This window comes from Orbaceae bacterium BiB (assembly GCA_036251205.1).
GTDB lineage: Bacteria > Pseudomonadota > Gammaproteobacteria > Enterobacterales > Orbaceae > Orbus > Orbus mooreae.
On the sequence record CP133958.1, the window covers coordinates 2523630 to 2543582 of the forward strand.

The 19953-nt window shown below is 36.0% G+C and carries 19 protein-coding genes; 15 read left to right on the top strand and 4 right to left on the bottom strand.

Annotated elements, in window-relative coordinates:
• The first annotated feature begins 310 nt into the window (after positions 1–310).
• The 9 genes from ilvG to RHO11_11930 all read left to right on the top strand — a co-directional run bounded on the left by ilvG (position 311) and on the right by RHO11_11930 (position 11075).
• Positions 311–2011 carry an acetolactate synthase 2 catalytic subunit gene (gene ilvG / locus RHO11_11890; GenBank protein WVD61165.1) on the top strand — a complete coding sequence of 567 codons (1701 nt, stop codon included), beginning with the start codon at positions 311–313 and terminating at the stop codon, positions 2009–2011.
• A 23-nt stretch (positions 2012–2034) separates the two neighbouring features.
• Positions 2035–2256 (top strand): acetolactate synthase 2 small subunit, encoded by a 222-nt coding sequence (gene ilvM / locus RHO11_11895; GenBank protein ID WVD61166.1) that lies wholly within the window; start codon positions 2035–2037, stop codon positions 2254–2256.
• 31 nt (positions 2257–2287) lie between these two features.
• Positions 2288–3217, top strand: coding sequence for a branched-chain amino acid transaminase (locus tag RHO11_11900; protein ID WVD61167.1), 930 nt, complete (start codon positions 2288–2290; stop codon positions 3215–3217).
• 102 nt (positions 3218–3319) lie between these two features.
• Positions 3320–5170 (top strand): dihydroxy-acid dehydratase, encoded by a 1851-nt coding sequence (gene ilvD, locus RHO11_11905; protein ID WVD61168.1) that lies wholly within the window; start codon positions 3320–3322, stop codon positions 5168–5170.
• A gap of 1 nt (position 5171) precedes the next feature.
• Entirely contained in the window at positions 5172–6710 is a 1539-nt protein-coding gene (ilvA, locus tag RHO11_11910; GenBank protein WVD61169.1) for a threonine ammonia-lyase, biosynthetic, read from the top strand.
• A gap of 55 nt (positions 6711–6765) precedes the next feature.
• Positions 6766–7746 carry a Gfo/Idh/MocA family oxidoreductase gene (locus RHO11_11915; protein ID WVD61170.1) on the top strand — a complete coding sequence of 327 codons (981 nt, stop codon included), beginning with the start codon at positions 6766–6768 and terminating at the stop codon, positions 7744–7746.
• A gap of 231 nt (positions 7747–7977) precedes the next feature.
• Positions 7978–8406 (top strand): 50S ribosomal protein L13, encoded by a 429-nt coding sequence (gene rplM, locus RHO11_11920; GenBank protein ID WVD61171.1) that lies wholly within the window; start codon positions 7978–7980, stop codon positions 8404–8406.
• Between the two features lie 11 nt (positions 8407–8417).
• Complete coding sequence (gene rpsI, locus RHO11_11925; protein WVD61172.1) at positions 8418–8810, top strand: 30S ribosomal protein S9; 393 nt, start codon at positions 8418–8420, stop codon at positions 8808–8810.
• A gap of 162 nt (positions 8811–8972) precedes the next feature.
• Positions 8973–11075 carry a WG repeat-containing protein gene (locus RHO11_11930; GenBank protein ID WVD61173.1) on the top strand — a complete coding sequence of 701 codons (2103 nt, stop codon included), beginning with the start codon at positions 8973–8975 and terminating at the stop codon, positions 11073–11075.
• 110 nt (positions 11076–11185) lie between these two features.
• Here the strand turns inward: RHO11_11930 and hemN are convergent, their stop codons facing one another.
• Positions 11186–12595 carry an oxygen-independent coproporphyrinogen III oxidase gene (gene hemN / locus RHO11_11935; GenBank protein WVD61174.1) on the bottom strand — a complete coding sequence of 470 codons (1410 nt, stop codon included), beginning with the start codon at positions 12593–12595 and terminating at the stop codon, positions 11186–11188.
• 125 nt (positions 12596–12720) lie between these two features.
• Entirely contained in the window at positions 12721–13200 is a 480-nt protein-coding gene (gene yihI, locus RHO11_11940) for a Der GTPase-activating protein YihI (protein ID WVD61175.1), read from the bottom strand.
• Between the two features lie 283 nt (positions 13201–13483).
• On the opposite strand from yihI, the gene coaA reads away from it, so the two are divergent.
• Positions 13484–14419 (top strand): type I pantothenate kinase, encoded by a 936-nt coding sequence (gene coaA / locus RHO11_11945; GenBank protein WVD61176.1) that lies wholly within the window; start codon positions 13484–13486, stop codon positions 14417–14419.
• A gap of 55 nt (positions 14420–14474) precedes the next feature.
• Positions 14475–14888, top strand: coding sequence for a DUF1090 domain-containing protein (locus tag RHO11_11950; GenBank protein WVD61177.1), 414 nt, complete (start codon positions 14475–14477; stop codon positions 14886–14888).
• A gap of 59 nt (positions 14889–14947) precedes the next feature.
• Here RHO11_11950 and yqaB read toward each other — a convergent pair whose 3' ends face one another.
• Positions 14948–15538 (bottom strand): fructose-1-phosphate/6-phosphogluconate phosphatase, encoded by a 591-nt coding sequence (yqaB, locus tag RHO11_11955; protein ID WVD62898.1) that lies wholly within the window; start codon positions 15536–15538, stop codon positions 14948–14950.
• Positions 15539–15621: 83 nt separating this feature from the next.
• Here yqaB and RHO11_11960 point away from each other — a divergent pair, with 83 nt between their 5' ends.
• Positions 15622–15960, top strand: coding sequence for a hypothetical protein (locus RHO11_11960; protein WVD61178.1), 339 nt, complete (start codon positions 15622–15624; stop codon positions 15958–15960).
• 133 nt (positions 15961–16093) lie between these two features.
• Here RHO11_11960 and RHO11_11965 read toward each other — a convergent pair whose 3' ends face one another.
• The gene (locus tag RHO11_11965; protein ID WVD61179.1) at positions 16094–16855 is read right to left on the bottom strand and encodes a DeoR/GlpR family DNA-binding transcription regulator; all 762 of its coding nucleotides are present in this window, start codon (positions 16853–16855) and stop codon (positions 16094–16096) included.
• Positions 16856–17161: 306 nt separating this feature from the next.
• Between RHO11_11965 and RHO11_11970 the strand changes: the two genes are divergently transcribed.
• From RHO11_11970 to RHO11_11980, 3 genes are read left to right on the top strand one after another with little or no spacing between them, the layout of a single operon-like run.
• Entirely contained in the window at positions 17162–18073 is a 912-nt protein-coding gene (locus RHO11_11970) for an NAD(P)-dependent oxidoreductase (protein ID WVD61180.1), read from the top strand.
• Positions 18070–19326 carry a four-carbon acid sugar kinase family protein gene (locus RHO11_11975; protein ID WVD61181.1) on the top strand — a complete coding sequence of 419 codons (1257 nt, stop codon included), beginning with the start codon at positions 18070–18072 and terminating at the stop codon, positions 19324–19326. Before RHO11_11970 ends, RHO11_11975 begins: the two co-directional genes overlap by 4 nt.
• Before the next feature lies 1 nt (position 19327).
• Positions 19328–19951, top strand: coding sequence for an aldolase (locus RHO11_11980; GenBank protein WVD61182.1), 624 nt, complete (start codon positions 19328–19330; stop codon positions 19949–19951).
• Positions 19952–19953: the final 2 nt, after the last annotated feature.

A 19953-nucleotide genomic window follows, 5' to 3' on the forward strand; every position in this document is an offset into this window, starting at 1 on the left:
TTATACTGTTTCTTTTTTGATAAAAAAGTGTTGCACTTTTATAAAAGTGCGAGTATTTTTATTAGAAGTTTGCCCTATCTGTAAATATAGCTTCGCAGATAAAACATTAGATAAATTAAAGGTATCAGATTAAATTTTATGAACTTATTTAACATTCGTATCGTCCTCATTAACATTATTAGCGTGGTCATTATTATGCCGACGCGGGGGCGCTATTGAGTTAAAAAGTCGTTGTTGACAATTTAAAAACCCCCGCAAGATCGCAGGGGTTTTTTTTTACTAATTGAAAATTGATTATAAGGGGAAAATAATGACGAACGGAGCACAGTGGATAGTTAAGTCATTAAAAGAGCATGGAGTGAAAACCGTTTTTGGTTATCCCGGTGGGCAAATTATGCCACTTTATGATGCCCTTTATGATGGTGGGCTTGAGCACGTTTTGTGTCGCCATGAGCAAGGTGCTGCGATGGCGGCTATTGGTTATGCTCGTTCAACAGGGAAAACAGGTGTGTGTATTGCGACTTCAGGGCCAGGAGCAACTAACTTATTAACGGGGCTTGCTGATGCATTAGTTGATTCGGTTCCAATTGTGGCGATTACGGGACAAGTTCCTCGTGCATTAATTGGTACTGATGCTTTTCAAGAGGTTGATATATTAGGTATGTCATTTGCTTGTACTAAACACAGTTTTTTGGTCGATGATCCAACATCGTTACCCGATATATTACAACAGGCATTTGCCATAGCCAATTCAGGTAGACCTGGGCCGGTGTTAATTGATGTACCAAAGGATATTCAATTAGCTCAAGAGGATTACCCAAGCCATTTAACCTGCTCCTCATATCATCAACCACTTACAACAAATAACAACACTTCTGATACACACCTTACTACTTCAAATATTCTTACTGCTAAAACAATGATTGACCATGCAAAAAAACCGATGCTATATATTGGTGGTGGCGTGATGATGGCGAATGCAGTTAGTGAATTACGTGATTTTGTTGCACAAACGAGAATCCCATCCGTTGCAACCTTAAAAGGCCTTGGCGTATTAGATATTAATGATCCTTACTATTTAGGATTAGTTGGAATGCACGGTTTTAAATCTGCTAATTTAGCCGTGCAGCAGTGCGATCTATTAATTGCTATCGGAGTCCGTTTTGATGATCGTGTTACTGGTAATTTAAATGAATTTGCCGCTAATGCAAAAGTTATTCATCTTGATATCGACCCTGCGGAATTGGGTAAATTAAAACAGCCGCATCTTGCGATTCAGGGCGATGCAAAAGCCATTATACCGATGTTAAATCACTCAGTTAGTATTACTGATTGGCAACAACATATTTTAGCTTTAAAAGCGGAATATCCCCCTCGTTATGATCATCCCGGAAAAGGTATTTACGCACCATTATTATTAAAACAGCTATCTGAGGCCATTTTAGCTAACGAAGGCGTTGAAACAGTGGTTACTACTGACGTTGGACAACATCAAATGTGGGCAGCTCAGCACATGCTATTTGCTAAAGAAAATACATTTATTAGTTCAAGCGGATTAGGCACCATGGGGTTTGGCTTACCGGCGGCAATTGGAGCTCAAATTGCTCGTCCTCAAGATTGTGTGATCTGTATTTCTGGTGACGGTTCGTTCATGATGAATATACAGGAGCTGACGACGATTAAACGTAAGCAACTACCTGTAAAAATCGTTTTAATTGATAACAGCCGCTTAGGTATGGTTCGTCAGTGGCAGCAACTATTTTTTGACGAACGTTATAGTGAAACTGATTTATCGGATAACCCAGATTTTGTGCTGTTAGCGAGTGCGTTTAATATCCCAGGTAAAACAATTACTGAAAAAGCAGAGGTTCTACCTGCTATTGATCAACTACTAAGTTCGAAAGGTCCATTTTTATTACATGTGAAAATTGACGAAATGGAGAATGTATGGCCACTCGTTCCACCCGGCGCAGCTAATCACAATATGCTTGAGTCAGTTGAGACTAAATAAGTAAAATCATCATGGAGCTTAAAATGGAAAATTATCAATTAATGATTAAAGCCTACGACAGACCGGGTTCATTAGAACGTATATTAAGAGTGATTCGTCATCGTGGTGGGAAGATTAAAACAATGAACATGCAAGTTGAATCAACACAGCAATTATCTGTAAATTTTGAACTTGTGGATAGCCGAGTAAAAGAACAACTTGCAAATCAGTTAATTAAATTAGCTGATATTGTAACTGTCAATTAGTTAATCGTTAATAAGTTAGAGGAATATAAAAATGGCAACAACGGCAAAATCTGATTATATTTGGTTTAATAATGAAATGGTTAAATGGGCAGATGCGAAAGTTCATGTTATGTCACATGCTTTGCATTATGGATCTTCAGTGTTTGAAGGTGTGCGTTGTTATGATACTCACAAAGGACCAGCTGTTTTTCGCCACCGTGAGCATATGCAGCGTTTACATGATTCAGCTAAGATTTATCGTATGCCAGTGAGCTACTCAGTTGATCAATTGATGGAAGCAACGCGTCAGACGCTGCTTAAAAACAATCTTAAAAGTGCCTATATTCGGCCATTAGTCTTTATTGGTGATGTTGGGATGGGCGTTAACCCACCAGAGGGTTATAATACTGATGTAATTATTGCTGCATTCCCTTGGGGCGCTTATCTTGGTGCTGAAGCGTTAGAACAAGGTATTGATGCAATGGTATCATCTTGGAACCGTGCAGCACCAAATACTATTCCAACTGCTGCTAAAGCTGGTGGTAACTATTTATCATCACTTTTAGTAGGGAGTGAAGCTCGTCGCCATGGTTACCAAGAAGGTATTGCATTGGATGTACATGGTTATGTTTCAGAAGGTGCAGGAGAGAATATTTTTATCGTTAAAAATGGAATATTGTTTACGCCAACATTAACATCAGCCGCCTTGCCAGGTATTACTCGTGATGCGATTTTAACTTTAGCGAAAGATTTAGGAATTGAGATTCGTGAACAGACTTTATCTCGCGAATCGCTTTATCTTGCTGATGAAGTGTTTATGACGGGTACCGCTGCTGAAATTACTCCGGTACGTAGTGTTGATGGCATTCAAATTGGAATTGGTCGTTGTGGTCCGTTAACCAAACAGATTCAACAAGCGTTTTTTGGTTTATTTAATGGTAAAACAGAAGATAAATATGGATGGCTTGATTTAGTTAAATAAAGATTATAACGTTAAGTTTAAACATAATCTAAAACTGCAAAATAAAGAAAATTAAGTATATACTTAGCAAATTATTAAAATAAAGAATTGGGAGCGCATTGTATGCCAAAGTATCGTTCAGCAACATCAGTAGAAGGTCGAAATATGGCAGGAGCTCGCGCATTATGGCGAGCAACTGGGGTAAAAAATGAAGATTTTGGTAAGCCAATTATTGCGGTAGTCAATTCTTTTACACAATTTGTACCAGGTCATGTGCATTTAAAAGATATTGGACAACTTGTGGCGAAAGAGATTGAGCAAGCAGGCGGTATTGCTAAAGAGTTTAATACTATTGCCGTTGACGATGGTATTGCAATGGGACATGGCGGAATGTTGTATTCATTACCTTCTCGTGAATTGATTGCTGATTCCGTTGAATATATGGTTAATGCACATTGTGCGGATGCGATGATCTGTATTTCGAACTGCGATAAAATTACCCCAGGTATGTTGATGGCAGCTTTACGATTAAATATCCCAGTTATTTTTGTGTCTGGTGGGCCGATGGAAGCGGGTAAAACTAAACTGTCAGACCAAATCATTAAATTAGATTTAATTGATGCAATGATTCAAAGTGCCAATCCTGATGTATCTGATGAAGATAGTCAAAAAATTGAAGAATCAGCTTGTCCTACTTGTGGCTCATGTTCAGGAATGTTCACCGCAAACTCAATGAACTGTTTAGCTGAAGCATTAGGTTTAGCTTTGCCTGGTAATGGGTCATTAGTTGCTACTCATAAACAGCGTGAGCAACTATTCCTTGATGCAGCTAAACATATTGTTGAAGTGACTAAACGTTATTATGAACAAGATGATGCAAGTGTGTTACCTCGCGCAATTGCGACTAAAGCGGCTTATGAAAATGCGATGTCACTTGATATTGCAATGGGTGGTTCAACTAATACCGTTCTACACTTATTAGCTACTGCGCAAGAAGGTGAAGTCGATTTTACTATGTCTGATATTGACCGCTTATCACGTCAAGTGCCACATTTATGTAAAGTGGCTCCAAGTACTCAAAAATACCATATGGAAGATGTACATCGTGCTGGTGGTGTAATTGCTATTATGGCAGAGCTTGATCGTGCAGGTTTATTGAATCGTAATGTGAAGAATGTCTTAGGATTAAATCTACAAGAGACATTTGATAAGTATGACATTATGTTAACCAAAGATGAAAAAGTTAAAAAGATGTACCGCAGTGGCCCAGCAGGAATTCGTACAACTAAAGCTTTCTCTCAAGACTGTTATTGGGATACTTTGGATGATGACAGACAAAACGGTTGTATCCGCTCCAAAGAGTATGCCTATAGCCAAGATGGTGGTCTTGCTACCCTATATGGTAATGTCGCATTAGATGGTGCTATTGTTAAAACAGCCGGTGTTGCTGAAGAAAATTTAGTGTTCCGTGGTCCAGCAAAAGTATTTGAAAGTCAGGAAGATGCAGTTAGTGCTATTTTGGGCGGCAAAATTGTTGCTGGTGATGTTGTGGTTATTATTTATGAAGGGCCAAAAGGCGGTCCAGGCATGCAAGAGATGCTATACCCAACTAGCTACTTAAAATCGATGGGATTAGGTAAAAAATGTGCTCTTATTACTGATGGTCGTTTTTCTGGTGGTTCATCAGGCTTATCGATTGGGCATATTTCTCCTGAAGCGGCCAGTGGCGGCGTTATTGGTTTAGTTAAAGATGGGGATATTATTGATATCGATATTCCGAATCGTAAATTGGTATTGGATGTTAGCGAAACAGAGCTAGAAATGCGCCGAGTTGCACAAGCCGCACGTGGTGATAAAGCGTGGACCCCATTAAATCGCAAACGACAAGTCTCTTTTGCTTTAAGAGCTTATGCAAGTTTAGCTACCAGTGCAGATAAGGGCGCCGTACGCGATAAAAGTAAATTAGGGAGTTAAGGTGACAAAAGCAGCCCAATATAATTTGAGTGGTTCTGACTACTTAAAAGCCACACTTTGCAGTTCGGTTTATGACGTGGCTGAAGTAACGCCACTTGAGGCGATGGAAAAAATATCACAACGCTTGGGTAACCAAGTGTTTGTGAAGCGAGAAGATCGTCAACAAGTCCATAGTTTTAAAATCCGTGGTGCTTATGCCATGATTGCAAGTCTAAGTGCGGAACAACGTAAGAATGGTGTTATCGCTGCATCAGCGGGTAACCATGCCCAAGGGGTTGCACTGTCAGCAACAAAATTAGGTATTAATTCATTGATTGTCATGCCGATGACAACGCCTGATATTAAAGTCGATGCAGTAAAAGGTTTTGGTGGAGAAGTATTATTATATGGTGCTAATTTTGATGAAGCTAAAAATAAAGCAATTGAATTAGCTGAGCAACAAGGACGTACATTTATTCCTCCATTTGATCATCCATTAGTCATTGCCGGCCAAGGTAGTGTGGCTATGGAGCTTTTACAACAAAATGCACGCTTAGATCGTATTTTTGTACCTGTTGGTGGCGGAGGCTTAGCCGCTGGTATTGCGGTACTTATTAAGCAAATTATGCCATCGATCAAAGTGATTGCAGTCGAAGCTGCTGATTCTGCATGTTTAAAAGCTGCACTTGATGCCGGACATCCTGTTGATTTGAACCGTGTTGGTTTATTTGCTGAAGGTGTAGCCGTCAAACGTATTGGTGATGAAAGTTTTCGTTTATGCCAGCAATATATTGATGATATTGTGATTGTTAATAGTGATGAAATTTGTGCTGCAGTTAAAGATCTGTTTGATGATGTTCGTGCAGTAGCAGAACCATCAGGAGCTTTAGCATTGGCTGGATTGAAAAAATATGTTGAACAACATGATATTCGCGGTGAAAATCTAGCTCATATTCTATCTGGTGCAAATCTTAATTTCCATACCTTACGCTATGTTTCTGAGCGCTGTGAATTAGGAGAGAAAAAAGAAGCGTTATTTGCTGTAACCATTCCAGAACAAAAGGGAAGCTTCTTAAAATTCTGTCAATTACTGGGCGGCCGTACTGTGACAGAGTTTAACTATCGTTATCATGATCAAGGACAAGCGTGTATTTTTGTCGGCGTGCGAATTAATAATGGTGAGCAAGATAAGCAAGAAATTATTGCCGAATTAACAGCTGGGGGATATCAAGTTGCTGATTTGTCGAATGATGAAATGGCTAAACTCCATATTCGTTATATGATCGGTGGGAAACCATGTCGAAAAATCAAAGAACAGGTATATAGTTTTGAATTTCCTGAGTCTCAAGGTGCATTGCTAAAATTCTTGCAAACATTAGGTACCGACTGGAATATTTCGTTATTCCATTATCGTAGTCATGGTACTGATTATGGGCGAGTACTTGCTGCTTTTGAAATTGATGCGCATAATGTAGCTTTCGAAGGCCATTTAGCTGAACTCAATTATGATTATCGTAATGAAACGGATAATCCATCGTTAAAATTCTTTTTAACCGATTGATGATAATTAAAGGCCTTTTGGGGCCTTTTTACTTTAATATTATGGAGAGGATGCAATGCTTAAACTAGCCGTGATTGGTACCAATTGGATTACAGATAAATTTATCGAAGCTGCTTTACAAACAGGAGAGTATGAACTTGTTGCTGTATATTCTCGTTCTACAGAGAGCGGAAAGGTATTTGCGAATAAGTATGGTGTGAATCTTATTTTTACTGATTTAATTGGTTTAGCTCAAAGCAATGCTATTGATGCTGTTTATATTGCAAGTCCAAATTCATTACATTTTGCACAATCAAAATTGATGTTAGAGAATGGTAAACATGTTATTTGTGAAAAGCCATTATCGTCAAATATTACACAAGTCAATGAGCTAATTGAAATAGCTAAACGCCATAATAGAGTTATTTTTGAAGCGTTAAAAATTTTCTACTTACCAAATTATGAACTCGTAAAGCAGTATTTACCTAAGCTTGGTAAAATCCGTAAAGCTTTTTTAAATTATTGCCAATATTCCTCTCGTTATCCTCGTTATTTAGATGGAGATAATCCGAACACCTTTAATCCTAAATTTTCCAATGGTTCAGTTATGGATATTGGCGTATATCCTCTGAATTTTGCTGTTGGTTTATGGGGTAAACCTAATAAACTGATGGCTCAAGCCTATCTATTACCATCTGGTGTTGATGGCCATGGCTCTGTACTGATGAACTATGGTGAATTTGATGTTGTAATTTGGCACTCTAAAGTTAGTGATTCTTGTATTCCTAGCGAGATACAAGGCGAGGAGGGATCATTGATTATTGAACACCTTTCTGTGGGTGAAAAAATAATCTATAAACCTCGTCAAGGTGCAGCTCAAGATATTACTTTACCACAGCAAGAAAATACAATGTATTATGAGGCTAAACAGTTTGCTAGTCTTTGTCAGCAAAGTACTAGTTATCATTTAGGCTTAACATTAAGCACTATATCATCAGAATTATTGACTGAAATTAGACGCCAGACCGGTGTTGTTTTTTCGGCTGATAAAATCTAACGTAAAACCACAATAATTTTTTATTGTGGTAACTAGCGATCTTGTTTTATTTCTGTATAATAGTTCCACCCACGTTACGGCGATGTTTTCCCGACATCGCCTTGTTGTTTTATTCATCGAATTGACAGCTCGAAGGGGTGAAGGATTCTTTAAATAAACAAAAGAGTGTAGATAAATCAAATGGTTGATTTATTGACGTGAGATAAACTAAAACTTTTAGGTAAAATACTAATGAGTACTTTTTCAGCTAAACCAGAAACAGTAAAACGCGACTGGTACGTTGTTGATGCGGCAGGTAAAACACTTGGTCGCCTTGCAACTGAAATCGCAAGCCGTCTTCGCGGTAAACATAAAGCAGAATATACACCACACGTAGATACAGGTGACTATATTATCGTTATCAATGCAGAAAAAGTTGCTGTAACTGGCAAAAAACGCACTGATAAAATCTATTATCGTCATACTGGCTATATTGGTGGTCTTAAGGAAGCGACTTTCAAAGAAATGATTGAACGTCATCCTGAACAAGTCATCGAAATTGCTGTAAAAGGCATGTTACCGAAAGGTCCTCTTGGTCGTGCAATGTACCGTAAATTAAAAGTTTACGCAGGTAGTGAGCACAACCATGCGGCACAACAACCGCAAGTATTAGATATTTAAGGGGATAAAAGATGGCTGATAATCAATATTACGGTACAGGTCGCCGCAAAAGTTCTGCTGCTCGTGTTTTCATTAAACCAGGTAGTGGTAACATTGTAATTAATCAACGCTCTTTAGAGCAATACTTCGGTCGTGATACTGCTCGTATGGTTGTTATGCAACCTTTAGAGTTAGTAGAAATGGTTGGTAAACTAGATCTTTACATCACTGTTAAAGGTGGTGGTATTTCTGGTCAAGCTGGTGCGATTCGTCACGGTATTACTCGTGCGTTAATGGAATATGACGAAACTCTTCGTCCTTCACTACGTCAAGCGGGCTTTGTTACTCGTGATGCGCGTAAAGTTGAACGTAAGAAAGTGGGTCTACGCAAAGCGCGTCGTCGTCCACAATTCTCAAAACGTTAATTCGTATTACAAAAGAATTCAAACCCAGCTTATGCTGGGTTTTTTTATGCAAAATGAAATTGATGATGATAATATTAATTTCTATAAATTTAGTGAGTATATTGTTCACTGACTAAATAAAATTTTTAATATAACTTGCTGATAATTGAGAATAATAACTATATGAAATATCAACATTTTTTAATTTCAATCTGTCTTTTCGGATGCTTTTTATGGTCAAACCCTGTTTTTGCTAACTCAAGCAACGATTATGACTCGCAATCACTATTAAGTCATTTTGAGGACTCTTTGGCCGATAAAAATTTTACCGAAATGACTTCTATATTACGGCAGGATTTGAGTCACTTAAAAAGTTTTCCACTTAATCATGATACTTTACCGATTATTAAATTTGATTCAGTAGAGCAAACGGATAAGTCGGATGCTTTTATTATCATCGATCGAAATCAAATACAGCAAATGGTAACGCAATTAGTGAAAAATCTTTCTTTTTCACAATCAATTGAAGATGAAAACTCAATCATACAACTTGTTGGTTTACCTGATGATATAAGAGATCTGTTAACCACTTATAAGCGTTATAATTTTACTACACCACTAATTAGCCTGAAGAAGGTTACTTTTTATGATGGCACATTTTTAGAGCTCAAAGATAACTCTCTCGATATTTATCGAGCTCGTTTACAATATTCTGTTGAAAGTACCAAACGAATTACAACTATCGATCTTCTGGTCAATTATGCGGTCCCTGATAAGCCGCTAGAAACTTTAACTTTTACTGCATCGGAGTTATCGACTAAACAAGGTGATATTAATTTATTGTCAGTAGATAATAATGTGGCTGAATTTGAATTCGGTAATCGAAATCCTGATAGCATTTTACATGTAGAAGCAACAGACAAACAAAATCATATTATCAACTCATCAAATCAATGGTCATACCAATTTAATAAGCCTGAAATAGACATTATTATCAATTTTTATCAAATATTATTGAATCAAATTGATCAAAAAGTGATTACCAACAAAACTCAGCTTTTACGTTATTTAGAAGAACATATTCAGGTATTATCAGAAAATCTGCAGCAGGTTTATGGGCAATTCACAACTAGAGTTGCCTATTATTTTAAACGTCAGCCGATGACAATAACGTTATTTGTTAAGCCTGAACCACAAATGATGGTGTACCAAGCGCAGATTAACACCTCGAAATCTCCATATTATAATAATACGATTGTAGCTTCTTTCGGTGATAATAATGCTAAAGGATTAAGAAGTGAAACTGGAGAGATAATCATTGACGGGAATTATCGTGATATTGACTATCTGGTTGATCAATATTATCGAGTTTCACTTATTAATGATGGCTGGAATTATAAGATTTATCGATTAGATTCGGTCAATCAACAATTTGCACCACAACCATTTTATATGATGGATAGTAAACTGTATTTACAGCGCTGGATTATCGTTAATCAGGATGCAAATAATAATTTTACCAAAGGATTAGTCGATATCCAAAATCATCAATTAGCCCTTCCTTTGCAATATAGTAACATTTACATTTCTGAATCTTTTATTATTGCTAGCCGGAGCAATAAGGCAGAACAAATAGATAATAATGAAGTTTATAACAGCAATACCTTACAAAAATTATTTTCTGGTCAAGGACGAGTAACTGTTGATAAAAATAATTTTATTATAAAAAATGAGATATGTGTAACACAAGAACCAAACTATTATAAATATAGTACAACAGGCAGTGATAATATCACTTACTATTGTTATGATATTTATCATCTCTACGATGATAAAGGGCAACAATTATCAACAGCACCTTATTTTGATGTAGTCGATGATTTTAGTCAAAATAATCTATTATTAGTGACCACTGACAAACAGCAACAACGCTTTGTTAATCGTCAAGGTAAGGTAGTGAAGATTGCTTTAGAGCCATATGTTAATGTTTCGCCTTTTTCAGAAGGGCTTGCAGCGGTTGAATGTAGCAGTAATCAACTATATGGTTATATTAATGCTCAAGGTAAATTAACGATTCCCTGTCTCTATCAAAGTGCGAGTAAATTTATTGGTGGTTCTGCTTTAGTTGAACAACATGATAAATATCAATTAATTAGTCCGACTAATTCGCTTATCAAACGATTTGATACATACTTAACTGCCAGTAAAAGGAATGGATCAGATAGTATCTCTTACTTTTTTCATGATGGTTCTACATATAATAATAAAGGAGAACAAATTGATTAAGTTTGGGTTGATATTCAAGGGTATGTAGCATCAGTTATGTTTGATATGATATCTCTTACCATTGGTAAAAAGATGCACAGAACTTGAATTTCCTGTGCATCTAATGATAGTTAAATAATTCTTGAAAATTGCTGCTGACGGACCTGTTTACGCATATAAATATCAAAACACATACAGATATTGCGGATCAATAAGCGGCCTTTAGCTGGTACTGTAATTGTATTTAAGTCATTAGTGACTAAACCATCTTCTATTAATGGCGATAATAATTGCAGATCTTCAGCAAAATAATCATTAAAGTTAATGTGATAAGCTTTTTCGATGATTGATTTATCTAGATAGAAATGACAAATTAGTTGCTTGATTACGTCGCGACGAATCTTATCATCTTCACTCATCATAAAGCCTTTCCAAAGTGCATTACCAGTCTGATTCACTTGCTCTTGGTATTGTTTTAAATCCTTTTGGTTTTGTGCATAACAGTCACCCAAAATACTAATTGCAGAAACACCGAGACCGAGAAGATCTGCTTCACCCTGTGTAGTATAACCTTGAAAGTTACGATGCAAGACGCCATTTTGTTGAGCTATAGCAAGTTCATCAGTTGGTTTAGCAAAGTGATCCATTCCAATTAAACGATAGCCTGAGTTAGTTAAAAATTCAATATTGGCTTGTAGAATCTTTAATTTTTCAGCCGGGCTAGGTAAATCCGCATCTTTTATTTTGCGTTGTGATGCAAAGCGAGCAGGTAGATGTGCATAATTAAATACACTTAATCTATCAGGGGATAATGTTACAACTTTAGCAAGTGTCTGCATAAAGCTTGCCACAGTTTGCTTAGGTAATCCGTAAATAAGATCTAAACTAATAGACTTAAAGTTATTTTTTCTTGCTTGCTGAATTAAGGCCTCAATTAACTTATCATCTTGCTCTCGATTAATTAAATGCTGTATTTCTGGATTAAAGTCTTGAATCCCCATACTAAGTCGATTAAAGCCAACCTTAGCTAAATGATCAATCGTTTGTATATCAATTTCACGAGGATCAATTTCAATGGATAATTCCGCTTCTGGCGAAAATTGAAAGTGATCTTTTAAGGTAGTAATTAAGTAGCTGATTTCATCATTATTGAGATAAGTTGGTGTTCCACCACCCCAGTGCATTTGGGTTACTGTGCGATTTTTAAAGAGTTTTGAACGGACTCTAATCTCTTCTGTGAGCGCCGATAAATAGTTCTCCACACGGTTATGATTGCGGGTAACCATTTTATTACAGCCACAGAAATAACATAGTTTATGACAAAACGGAATATGTACATAAAGTGAAAGGGGGCGACTGGAATAACGCGCTGTAGCCGTGAGAAATTGTTCTTCACTAAACTGCTCATTAAACTCTAAAGCCGTTGGATAAGATGTATACCGCGGGCCTGAATAATTGTATTTTTGGATTAATGGTTGATCCCAAATAATCTCATTATCACTGTTTTGGTTTGACATTGCACTTTTTTCTATTTTGCTCATTTGCTATTTTAGGCTCTCGTTTAGTAAAGAGAGAACGCTTTATTTTGCTCAGTTTTTTCATGTACAGAATAAAACAGATAAATAATCCAAAATATAAACTGAGCATAATGATTACTAACATAATATCAATGCTGTTTTAACAAACTAACAATATCTTCTTTATTATTATCGGTTAATTCGTCTTCTTCATCTTCATCATCAACAGATAGACCTAATTGATTCATTAAAACATCAATACGATCTAACATCTTATCGAGATCTTGTTGCTGCTTGTCATTGAGTATTTCACCGTCATCAATAAGATCGAGTAGTTTTTCTAGATACGGATCATTCTCAAGAGCTTGTAATTCTTGTGCGGGTGATAATTTTTTTACTACCACTGTTTTTTTCGGTGCAGGAGCTTTAGCTGAATCAACTATTAATGGTACTGCTTTTTTGCTACCAATACGAGGATCGAGTTGTTCTTTTTGTTGCTTGCTTGATGAACTACCACTATTGTTAAAGCGTGAACCACTTACTAAGCCTTTATGTTTGCGCTTTTTCTTAAGTAGTCTTGATTGTTCATTAATTTCAGCAAGACTTTTTTTAGGTTTCTTTTTGATCATAAAATTCTTTATTTAATATTTTGTTAATTATTCACTGCTAAAGTGATTATAACATATTGAGTATGGGATGGATTATACACCGAAGTGAGATTAAATAGCAGTATATCTTGGTCTTTTAATTGCAGCTATTGCCAATTTTAATCTAAGTTAACGAAATTAGGTCAATAGAACGAATTAATTTATAATAATTATTTTTATTTATTGATTTATTACGGTTGATAAGTAAAAATTGATTTAACACTGTTAATGTATAATATTTTAATATAGCCACGAAAAATTAATTATGAATAATCACTTAAGTCCATACATGCATTTTAAACGTAATGAGTGGGCAGCGTTACGTAATGCTGTACCTATGACGTTGACTAGCGATGAATTAAAGTTATTACAAGGGATAAATGAAGAGTTATCTCTTGAAGAAGTTACCGATATTTATTTGCCGCTATCTAGATTATTAAATTATTATATTGGTAATCATTTTACTCGTCAGGTGATTTTATCGAAATTTTTAGGGCAAAATTATAAGATTCCTTATGTAATTGGTATTGCCGGTAGCGTTGCTGTTGGTAAAAGTACGACGGCTCGAGTCTTAAAAGCGTTATTAACTCGTTGGCCGGAGCATCGAAAAGTTGCTTTAGTGACCACGGATGGCTTTCTCTATCCGAATAAAGTCTTAGAAGAACGAAATATTATGCATAAAAAAGGCTTTCCACAGTCTTATGATGTAAAAAAATTATTACAATTTGTTTCGGATATAAAATCTGGTGTAGCCCAAGTTAGCGCACCGGTTTATTCTCACTTAGTTTATGATATTGTTGCTGGTGAATCTGTTGAAATCGAGAGTCCGGATATCCTCATTTTAGAAGGACTAAATGTACTACAAAATCCAGCCAATTTTAATGCTGGTAATAATCGTGTATTTGTGTCTGACTATGTGGATTTTTCTATTTATGTTGATGCGGAAATTCCATTATTACACGATTGGTATATCAATCGATTCTTAAAATTTAGGGCCGGAGCATTTAGTGATCCTAATTCCTATTTTCACCATTATTCACAAATATCAGAAGGGGAAGCTTTAGCTAAAGCGGAACAGATTTGGAAAAATATTAATGAATTAAATTTGGTTGAAAATATTTTACCAACCAGAGAGCGAGCGAGTTTAATTTTAACTAAAGGTGTTGATCACCGTGTCGATAGTGTACAACTAAGAAAATAGTGAATAATCGCAAGATTGTAAGTGATATATAATAAGGATACAGAAGGAGTTAATTATGAAACAACTATTTAAAATCAGTTTAATAGCTTTAACTATGGCGGCAAGTAGTTATGCTGTTGCAGATCAATTTGATGGATTAACCTGTGCAGGGAAAAAAGAGGCTATCCAAACTCAGCTTGATTATGCTCAAAAAGCAAATAATACTTATCGAGCTCAAGGTTTACAAAAAGCATTAGATGACGTTAATACTTACTGTACTAATGAAAGTCTTGAAGAGAAGTATAAAGATAAAGTAGAAGATAAATTAGAAAATTTACAAGATAAGCAAGAAGATCTACAAGAAGCACAGCTAAAAGGAGATCCTCAAAAAATTGCTAAACGAGAAAGTAAAGTCAAAGCTGCTGAATATGAATTAAAAGAAGCTCAAGATCAATTGGATGCTTTTTATAAAGCGCTAAAAGCTCAGTGATTATCTGATTCAACTACATAAGCCCAGTTATTGTACTGGGCTTTTTTATTGTATTGATATTACGCTAAGGCTATTGTACCTAATCTGACATCAAATACATCCATATTACCTGCTTTGGCTGCTTGTACACCAAAATCAGCATCTTCAAAGACTAAGCATTGCGTTGGTTGAAGTGTTAATAAATGAGCACATTTTAAAAAAGTATCAGGGGCTGGCTTATGTTTAGTAACATCATTTGATGAGACTATAGCGTCAAAATAACGGACAAGATCGAAATGGTTTAGAACACTAAGCGCAACATCTCGATCACTTCCTGTTCCTACCGCCATTTTTTTCTTACCATATTGCGCTTTAACTAATTCAACCAACGGTAATGTTTGTGATTTATCTAACAAAACTTCGGGTAAAATTTTGTTTTTTTCCCGTACGAGCTGCTCCGCGGGCAAATCTGAATTATTCGCATTTAAAAAAGTTTGCGCCATAAAAAGACTCGGTGCCCCCCCAATCTTGTTTCTTAAATTTGCATCAAATACCAAACCATGCTTAGCCATTGCTTGTTGCCAAGCATAATTATGCGCACATTCAGTATTAATTAACGTGCCATCTAAATCAAAAATCAAACCAGTATATTTACTTAAATCAATGTTCATCACAATAACTCTCGTTTATATTTGTTGATATTTATCTATATGATAATATTTATTCTATTCTAAAGATTAATGAGCAAATTACAATGAATAGACTAACTAAAATTAAGATTATGGCAATAGAGCTTAATGAAATGATTAATGATCCTCAGCAAGTTAAGCAGCTAACTAATGAATATACTAATTTAAAGCGTTATGTAGAAAAACAGCGTAGATTATTAGAGCAGCTTCGCGATGAGCAGAGAGAATTAACGCCATTAGATGAATTCGTCATGTTGCCAGCGTTTGAAGATATCGATTTGAACCTATTACGTAGCTTAAGGGGAAATGCTAAACCTGATAATAAAATGAAACAGATTATTAAAGAGATTCCCGATCGTATTGATTATTGGTTAGAGCAGATAAACTCGCATAATTATCCATAATCTTAGGATTATTTTTAGCGAATTACTGAAATATTATGGTATTTAATTCGCTGTGATATTAGATAACTAATTTGGGAATAATGGTATCTGAATGTATATGTCTATTTTAAATATCGTCTATAAAAAATGACGACTATTTTGCAATTTGGATCGCTAAGTTACGTTCCTTTATTGTCTTGATAGCATGTTCTGATAGTTTATTATCCGTAATAATTAGATCAAATACAGTTAGTGGTGCAATAAAAAATGTAGCAACCTTACCATATTTAGATGAGTCAGTGATGAGGATACGTTTACCACTAGAATTAATAATGGCTTCTTTGACTGCTATTTTGTCTTCATCTGGGGTGGTTAATCCTTTTAAACTCCATGATGAAGTCGAAATAAATGCAATATCAACATAGGTATTTAGAAGTATTTTAGCTGCAAATGTCCCGACGCATGAGCTGTTTTCCCTACATACTACTCCACCAGTATGGATTAATTTACAAGCACTATGTTCTATTAAAAATGCAGCAATAACAAAGTCATTAGTTATGATAATAAGATCTGAACGATGTGCAATATTTTTAGCTAAGGCCAGTGAAGTGGTCCCTGCGTCAAGATATATAGAAGAGCCATGTAGGATATGTTCTGCTGCACATTGACTAATACGCTCTTTTTCATATTCACTCATTAAAGCTTTATTGGAGTGTGATGGCTCAAAGGGCAAACGCTCAAGCGTTTGAATCCCTCCAGATACCGAGACAATCGCCCCCGTTTTTTCTAGCTTTTGAATATCACGGCGAATTGTCATATGTGAAACATTAAATTTTTCTATCAATGCCGTGATGCTGATAACACCTTTCTCTGCCACGAGATCTAAGATTTGTTGTTGCCTTTCTGACGGTATCATAGTGCCAAATAATTGAGTTATTAAATTTGTGTTATTTTATCATAGGCACACATTTCACACAATTTTTATACGGTTTTGTATCTTTACTGTTTCTAAATTATTTAAATTTAAACTAAGAAATTGATTTTTATTAATAATTACTATTCTTTAAGCAATAATTAATCGTAATAATCCCAAATTCTACTAAATTTAATGTTATATATTGTTATTTTTTGTTAATTAGATCACAAATATAAGCTTAATAATTATTAATTTAACTATTTTTAACATAAAATAACTTTTATAAACAAATAACAGGAGATTATCATGGCTAAAAAGATGTCAGTATGTGTTATTGGATTGGGTTCAATGGGGATGGGGGCTGCGGTATCTTGTATTAAAGCCGGTTTAGATACTTATGGTGCTGATTTGAATCCTACGGCCCAAACACAATTAAAGCGTGCCGGTGCGATACAAGTTGCCGATTCAGCAATTTCTTTCGCTAGTAGTTTAGATGCAGTGTTATTATTAGTTGTCAATGCGCAGCAGGTTAAACAAATTTTATTTGGTGACCATGCTCTTGCTCCCCATTTAAAACCTCATACGGTTGTTATGATCTCATCAACAATTTCAGCTGATGATGCAAAAGAAATAGATCATCAACTCAAACAATATCAATTGATTATGCTTGATGCCCCAGTATCTGGTGGTGCTGTAAAAGCAGCTAATGGTGAAATTACTATTATGGCATCAGGCCCACAAATCGCTTTTGAAAAATTACAGCCAGTACATAGTGCTATCGCAAGTAATATTTATAACATCGGTAGTGAAATTGGTCTTGGTTCAACAGTAAAAATTATTCATCAATTATTAGCTGGCGTACATATTGCGGTTGGCGCTGAAGCAATGGCATTAGCGGCTAGAGCTAATATTCCTTTGGATATGATGTATGACGTGGTAACCAACGCAGCGGGTAATTCTTGGATGTTTGAAAACAGGATGAAGCATGTTGTTGATGGTGACTATACACCGAAATCAGCTGTTGATATCTTTGTGAAAGATTTAGGATTAGTCAATGATACAGCTAAATCACTTAAGTTCCCGATTCCTTTAGCTAGAACAGCATTTAATATGTTTATTGAAGCAAGTAATGCTGGATTTGGTAAAGAAGATGACAGTGCCGTTATTAAAATCTTTTCTGGTATTGAGTTACCGACAAAAAAAGGGGAGATGTCATGAAATTAGGTGTGATCGCTGACGATTTTACTGGTGCAACTGATATTGCCAGTTTTTTAGTTAATAATGGCATGACAACGATTCAACTAAATGGCGTTCCAACAGAAGAGATCGCGGAACAGACTGATGCTATTGTGGTCTCTTTAAAATCAAGAGCTTGTGCACCAGAGATCGCTGTTGAACAATCATTAGCTGCATTTAAATGGTTAAAAAAACAAGGTTGTCAGCGTTTCTATATTAAATATTGTTCAACGTTTGATAGTACCGCTAAAGGTAATATTGGACCCGTGACAGATGCACTTCTTAATGAATTAGAAGAGACAATCACAATAATTTCTCCTGCATTACCCGTGAATGGTCGAACGGTCTATCAGGGCTACCTTTTTGTGATGGATCAATTGTTATCCGATTCCGGTATGAGAAATCATCCAATTAATCCAATGCATGATAGTAGTTTGATTCGCTTAATGGAACAACAAGCACAAGGTAAATGTGGCTTAGTTGATATGGCGACTATTGAAAGGGGAGCTAAGGCTGTTAAGGATAAAATTGCACAATTAAAGCAGCAGGGATATCGTTATGTTGTATTGGATGCAACTAAGAACGAGCATCTGTTCATTCAAGGGGAAGCCGTAAAAGATTTAAAATTAGTCACGGGCGGCTCTGGTCTTGCTATTGGACTGGCTAAACAGTGGGCTCGTAATGATATGAATCCAGAAAAGGCACAGTCTTTAGGTAGGCCTAAAGGAACTAAATGTGTGGTTCTATCTGGTTCATGTTCGGTAATGACTAATCAACAAGTACTTAATTACCAAAAGATCGCGCCTTCTTATGCGATTGATGTAGAAAAATGTATTGCGAGTATAGATACTTATAGTAAAGCAATCGTACAGTGGATTTTAGCCAATTCACAAGGCAAATATGCCCCTTTGATATATGCAACAACGAATCCACAAGAGCTCAGTGCAATACAACAAAAATGGGGATTAGAGACTTCAAGTCAGGCAGTTGAAGCTCTGTTTGCCAAGATTGCTATGCAGTTACGTCAGCTTGGTTATGATAAATTCATTGTGGCTGGTGGTGAAACATCAGGAATTGTTTCAAATGCGTTAGCTGTAAAAGGCTTTTATATTGGACCTACAATTGCGCCAGGTGTGCCATGGGTGAAGGGGATTGATAGCGATATTTATTTGACGCTGAAATCGGGTAATTTTGGTGATGAATATTTCTTCGTTAAAGCACAAGGAGAGTTTTAGTATGAAGGAACAACAGGCTAAATTAGCTCTAGTGCAGGCTGGTAAATCATTATTTCAACGTGGTTATGCAACAGGAACAGCAGGCAATCTTTCGCTCTTATTAGATGATGGTTCAGTGTTAGTGACACCAACAAATTCATGTTTGGGCGAATTAACAGTCGATATGTTATCAAAAGTAACACTAAATGGTGAGCATATTGGTGGTAATAAGCCATCAAAAGAGACTAAGTTTCATCTTAGTATTTATCATAATAATCCCAAATGTAAGGCGATAGTTCACTTACACAGTCTTTATTTGACGGCACTTTCTTGTTTATCAGATCTTAATATGAGCAATGCGATTAAGCCTTTTACACCGTATATTATTATGAAAGTCGGCGATTTGCCGGTGGTTCCTTATTATAGACCTGGTGATACGAGAATTGCTGAACAACTGGCTGCTTTAGCGCCTAATCATAAAGCATTTTTATTAGCTAATCATGGCGCTGTTAGTACCGGAAGTGATTTAAATGATGCAATGAGTAGTTATGAAGAACTTGAAGAAACTGCAAAATTAATTTTTATTTTGAAAGGTGAAAATATTCGTTATTTAACTGATCATGAAATCAATGAATTGAAGGGGTAGGG

Coding starts and splice junctions, on each gene's coding strand:
- ilvG (WVD61165.1), top strand. CDS start 311: ATGACGAACGGAGCACAGTGGATAGTTAAGTCATTAAAAGAGCATGGA.
- ilvM (WVD61166.1), top strand. CDS start 2,035: ATGGAAAATTATCAATTAATGATTAAAGCCTACGACAGACCGGGTTCA.
- RHO11_11900 (WVD61167.1), top strand. CDS start 2,288: ATGGCAACAACGGCAAAATCTGATTATATTTGGTTTAATAATGAAATG.
- ilvD (WVD61168.1), top strand. CDS start 3,320: ATGCCAAAGTATCGTTCAGCAACATCAGTAGAAGGTCGAAATATGGCA.
- RHO11_11915 (WVD61170.1), top strand. CDS start 6,766: ATGCTTAAACTAGCCGTGATTGGTACCAATTGGATTACAGATAAATTT.
- rplM (WVD61171.1), top strand. CDS start 7,978: ATGAGTACTTTTTCAGCTAAACCAGAAACAGTAAAACGCGACTGGTAC.
- rpsI (WVD61172.1), top strand. CDS start 8,418: ATGGCTGATAATCAATATTACGGTACAGGTCGCCGCAAAAGTTCTGCT.
- RHO11_11930 (WVD61173.1), top strand. CDS start 8,973: ATGAAATATCAACATTTTTTAATTTCAATCTGTCTTTTCGGATGCTTT.
- hemN (WVD61174.1), bottom strand. CDS start 12,595: ATGAGCAAAATAGAAAAAAGTGCAATGTCAAACCAAAACAGTGATAAT.
- yihI (WVD61175.1), bottom strand. CDS start 13,200: ATGATCAAAAAGAAACCTAAAAAAAGTCTTGCTGAAATTAATGAACAA.
- coaA (WVD61176.1), top strand. CDS start 13,484: ATGAATAATCACTTAAGTCCATACATGCATTTTAAACGTAATGAGTGG.
- RHO11_11950 (WVD61177.1), top strand. CDS start 14,475: ATGAAACAACTATTTAAAATCAGTTTAATAGCTTTAACTATGGCGGCA.
- yqaB (WVD62898.1), bottom strand. CDS start 15,538: ATGAACATTGATTTAAGTAAATATACTGGTTTGATTTTTGATTTAGAT.
- RHO11_11960 (WVD61178.1), top strand. CDS start 15,622: ATGAATAGACTAACTAAAATTAAGATTATGGCAATAGAGCTTAATGAA.
- RHO11_11965 (WVD61179.1), bottom strand. CDS start 16,855: ATGATACCGTCAGAAAGGCAACAACAAATCTTAGATCTCGTGGCAGAG.
- RHO11_11970 (WVD61180.1), top strand. CDS start 17,162: ATGGCTAAAAAGATGTCAGTATGTGTTATTGGATTGGGTTCAATGGGG.
- RHO11_11975 (WVD61181.1), top strand. CDS start 18,070: ATGAAATTAGGTGTGATCGCTGACGATTTTACTGGTGCAACTGATATT.
- RHO11_11980 (WVD61182.1), top strand. CDS start 19,328: ATGAAGGAACAACAGGCTAAATTAGCTCTAGTGCAGGCTGGTAAATCA.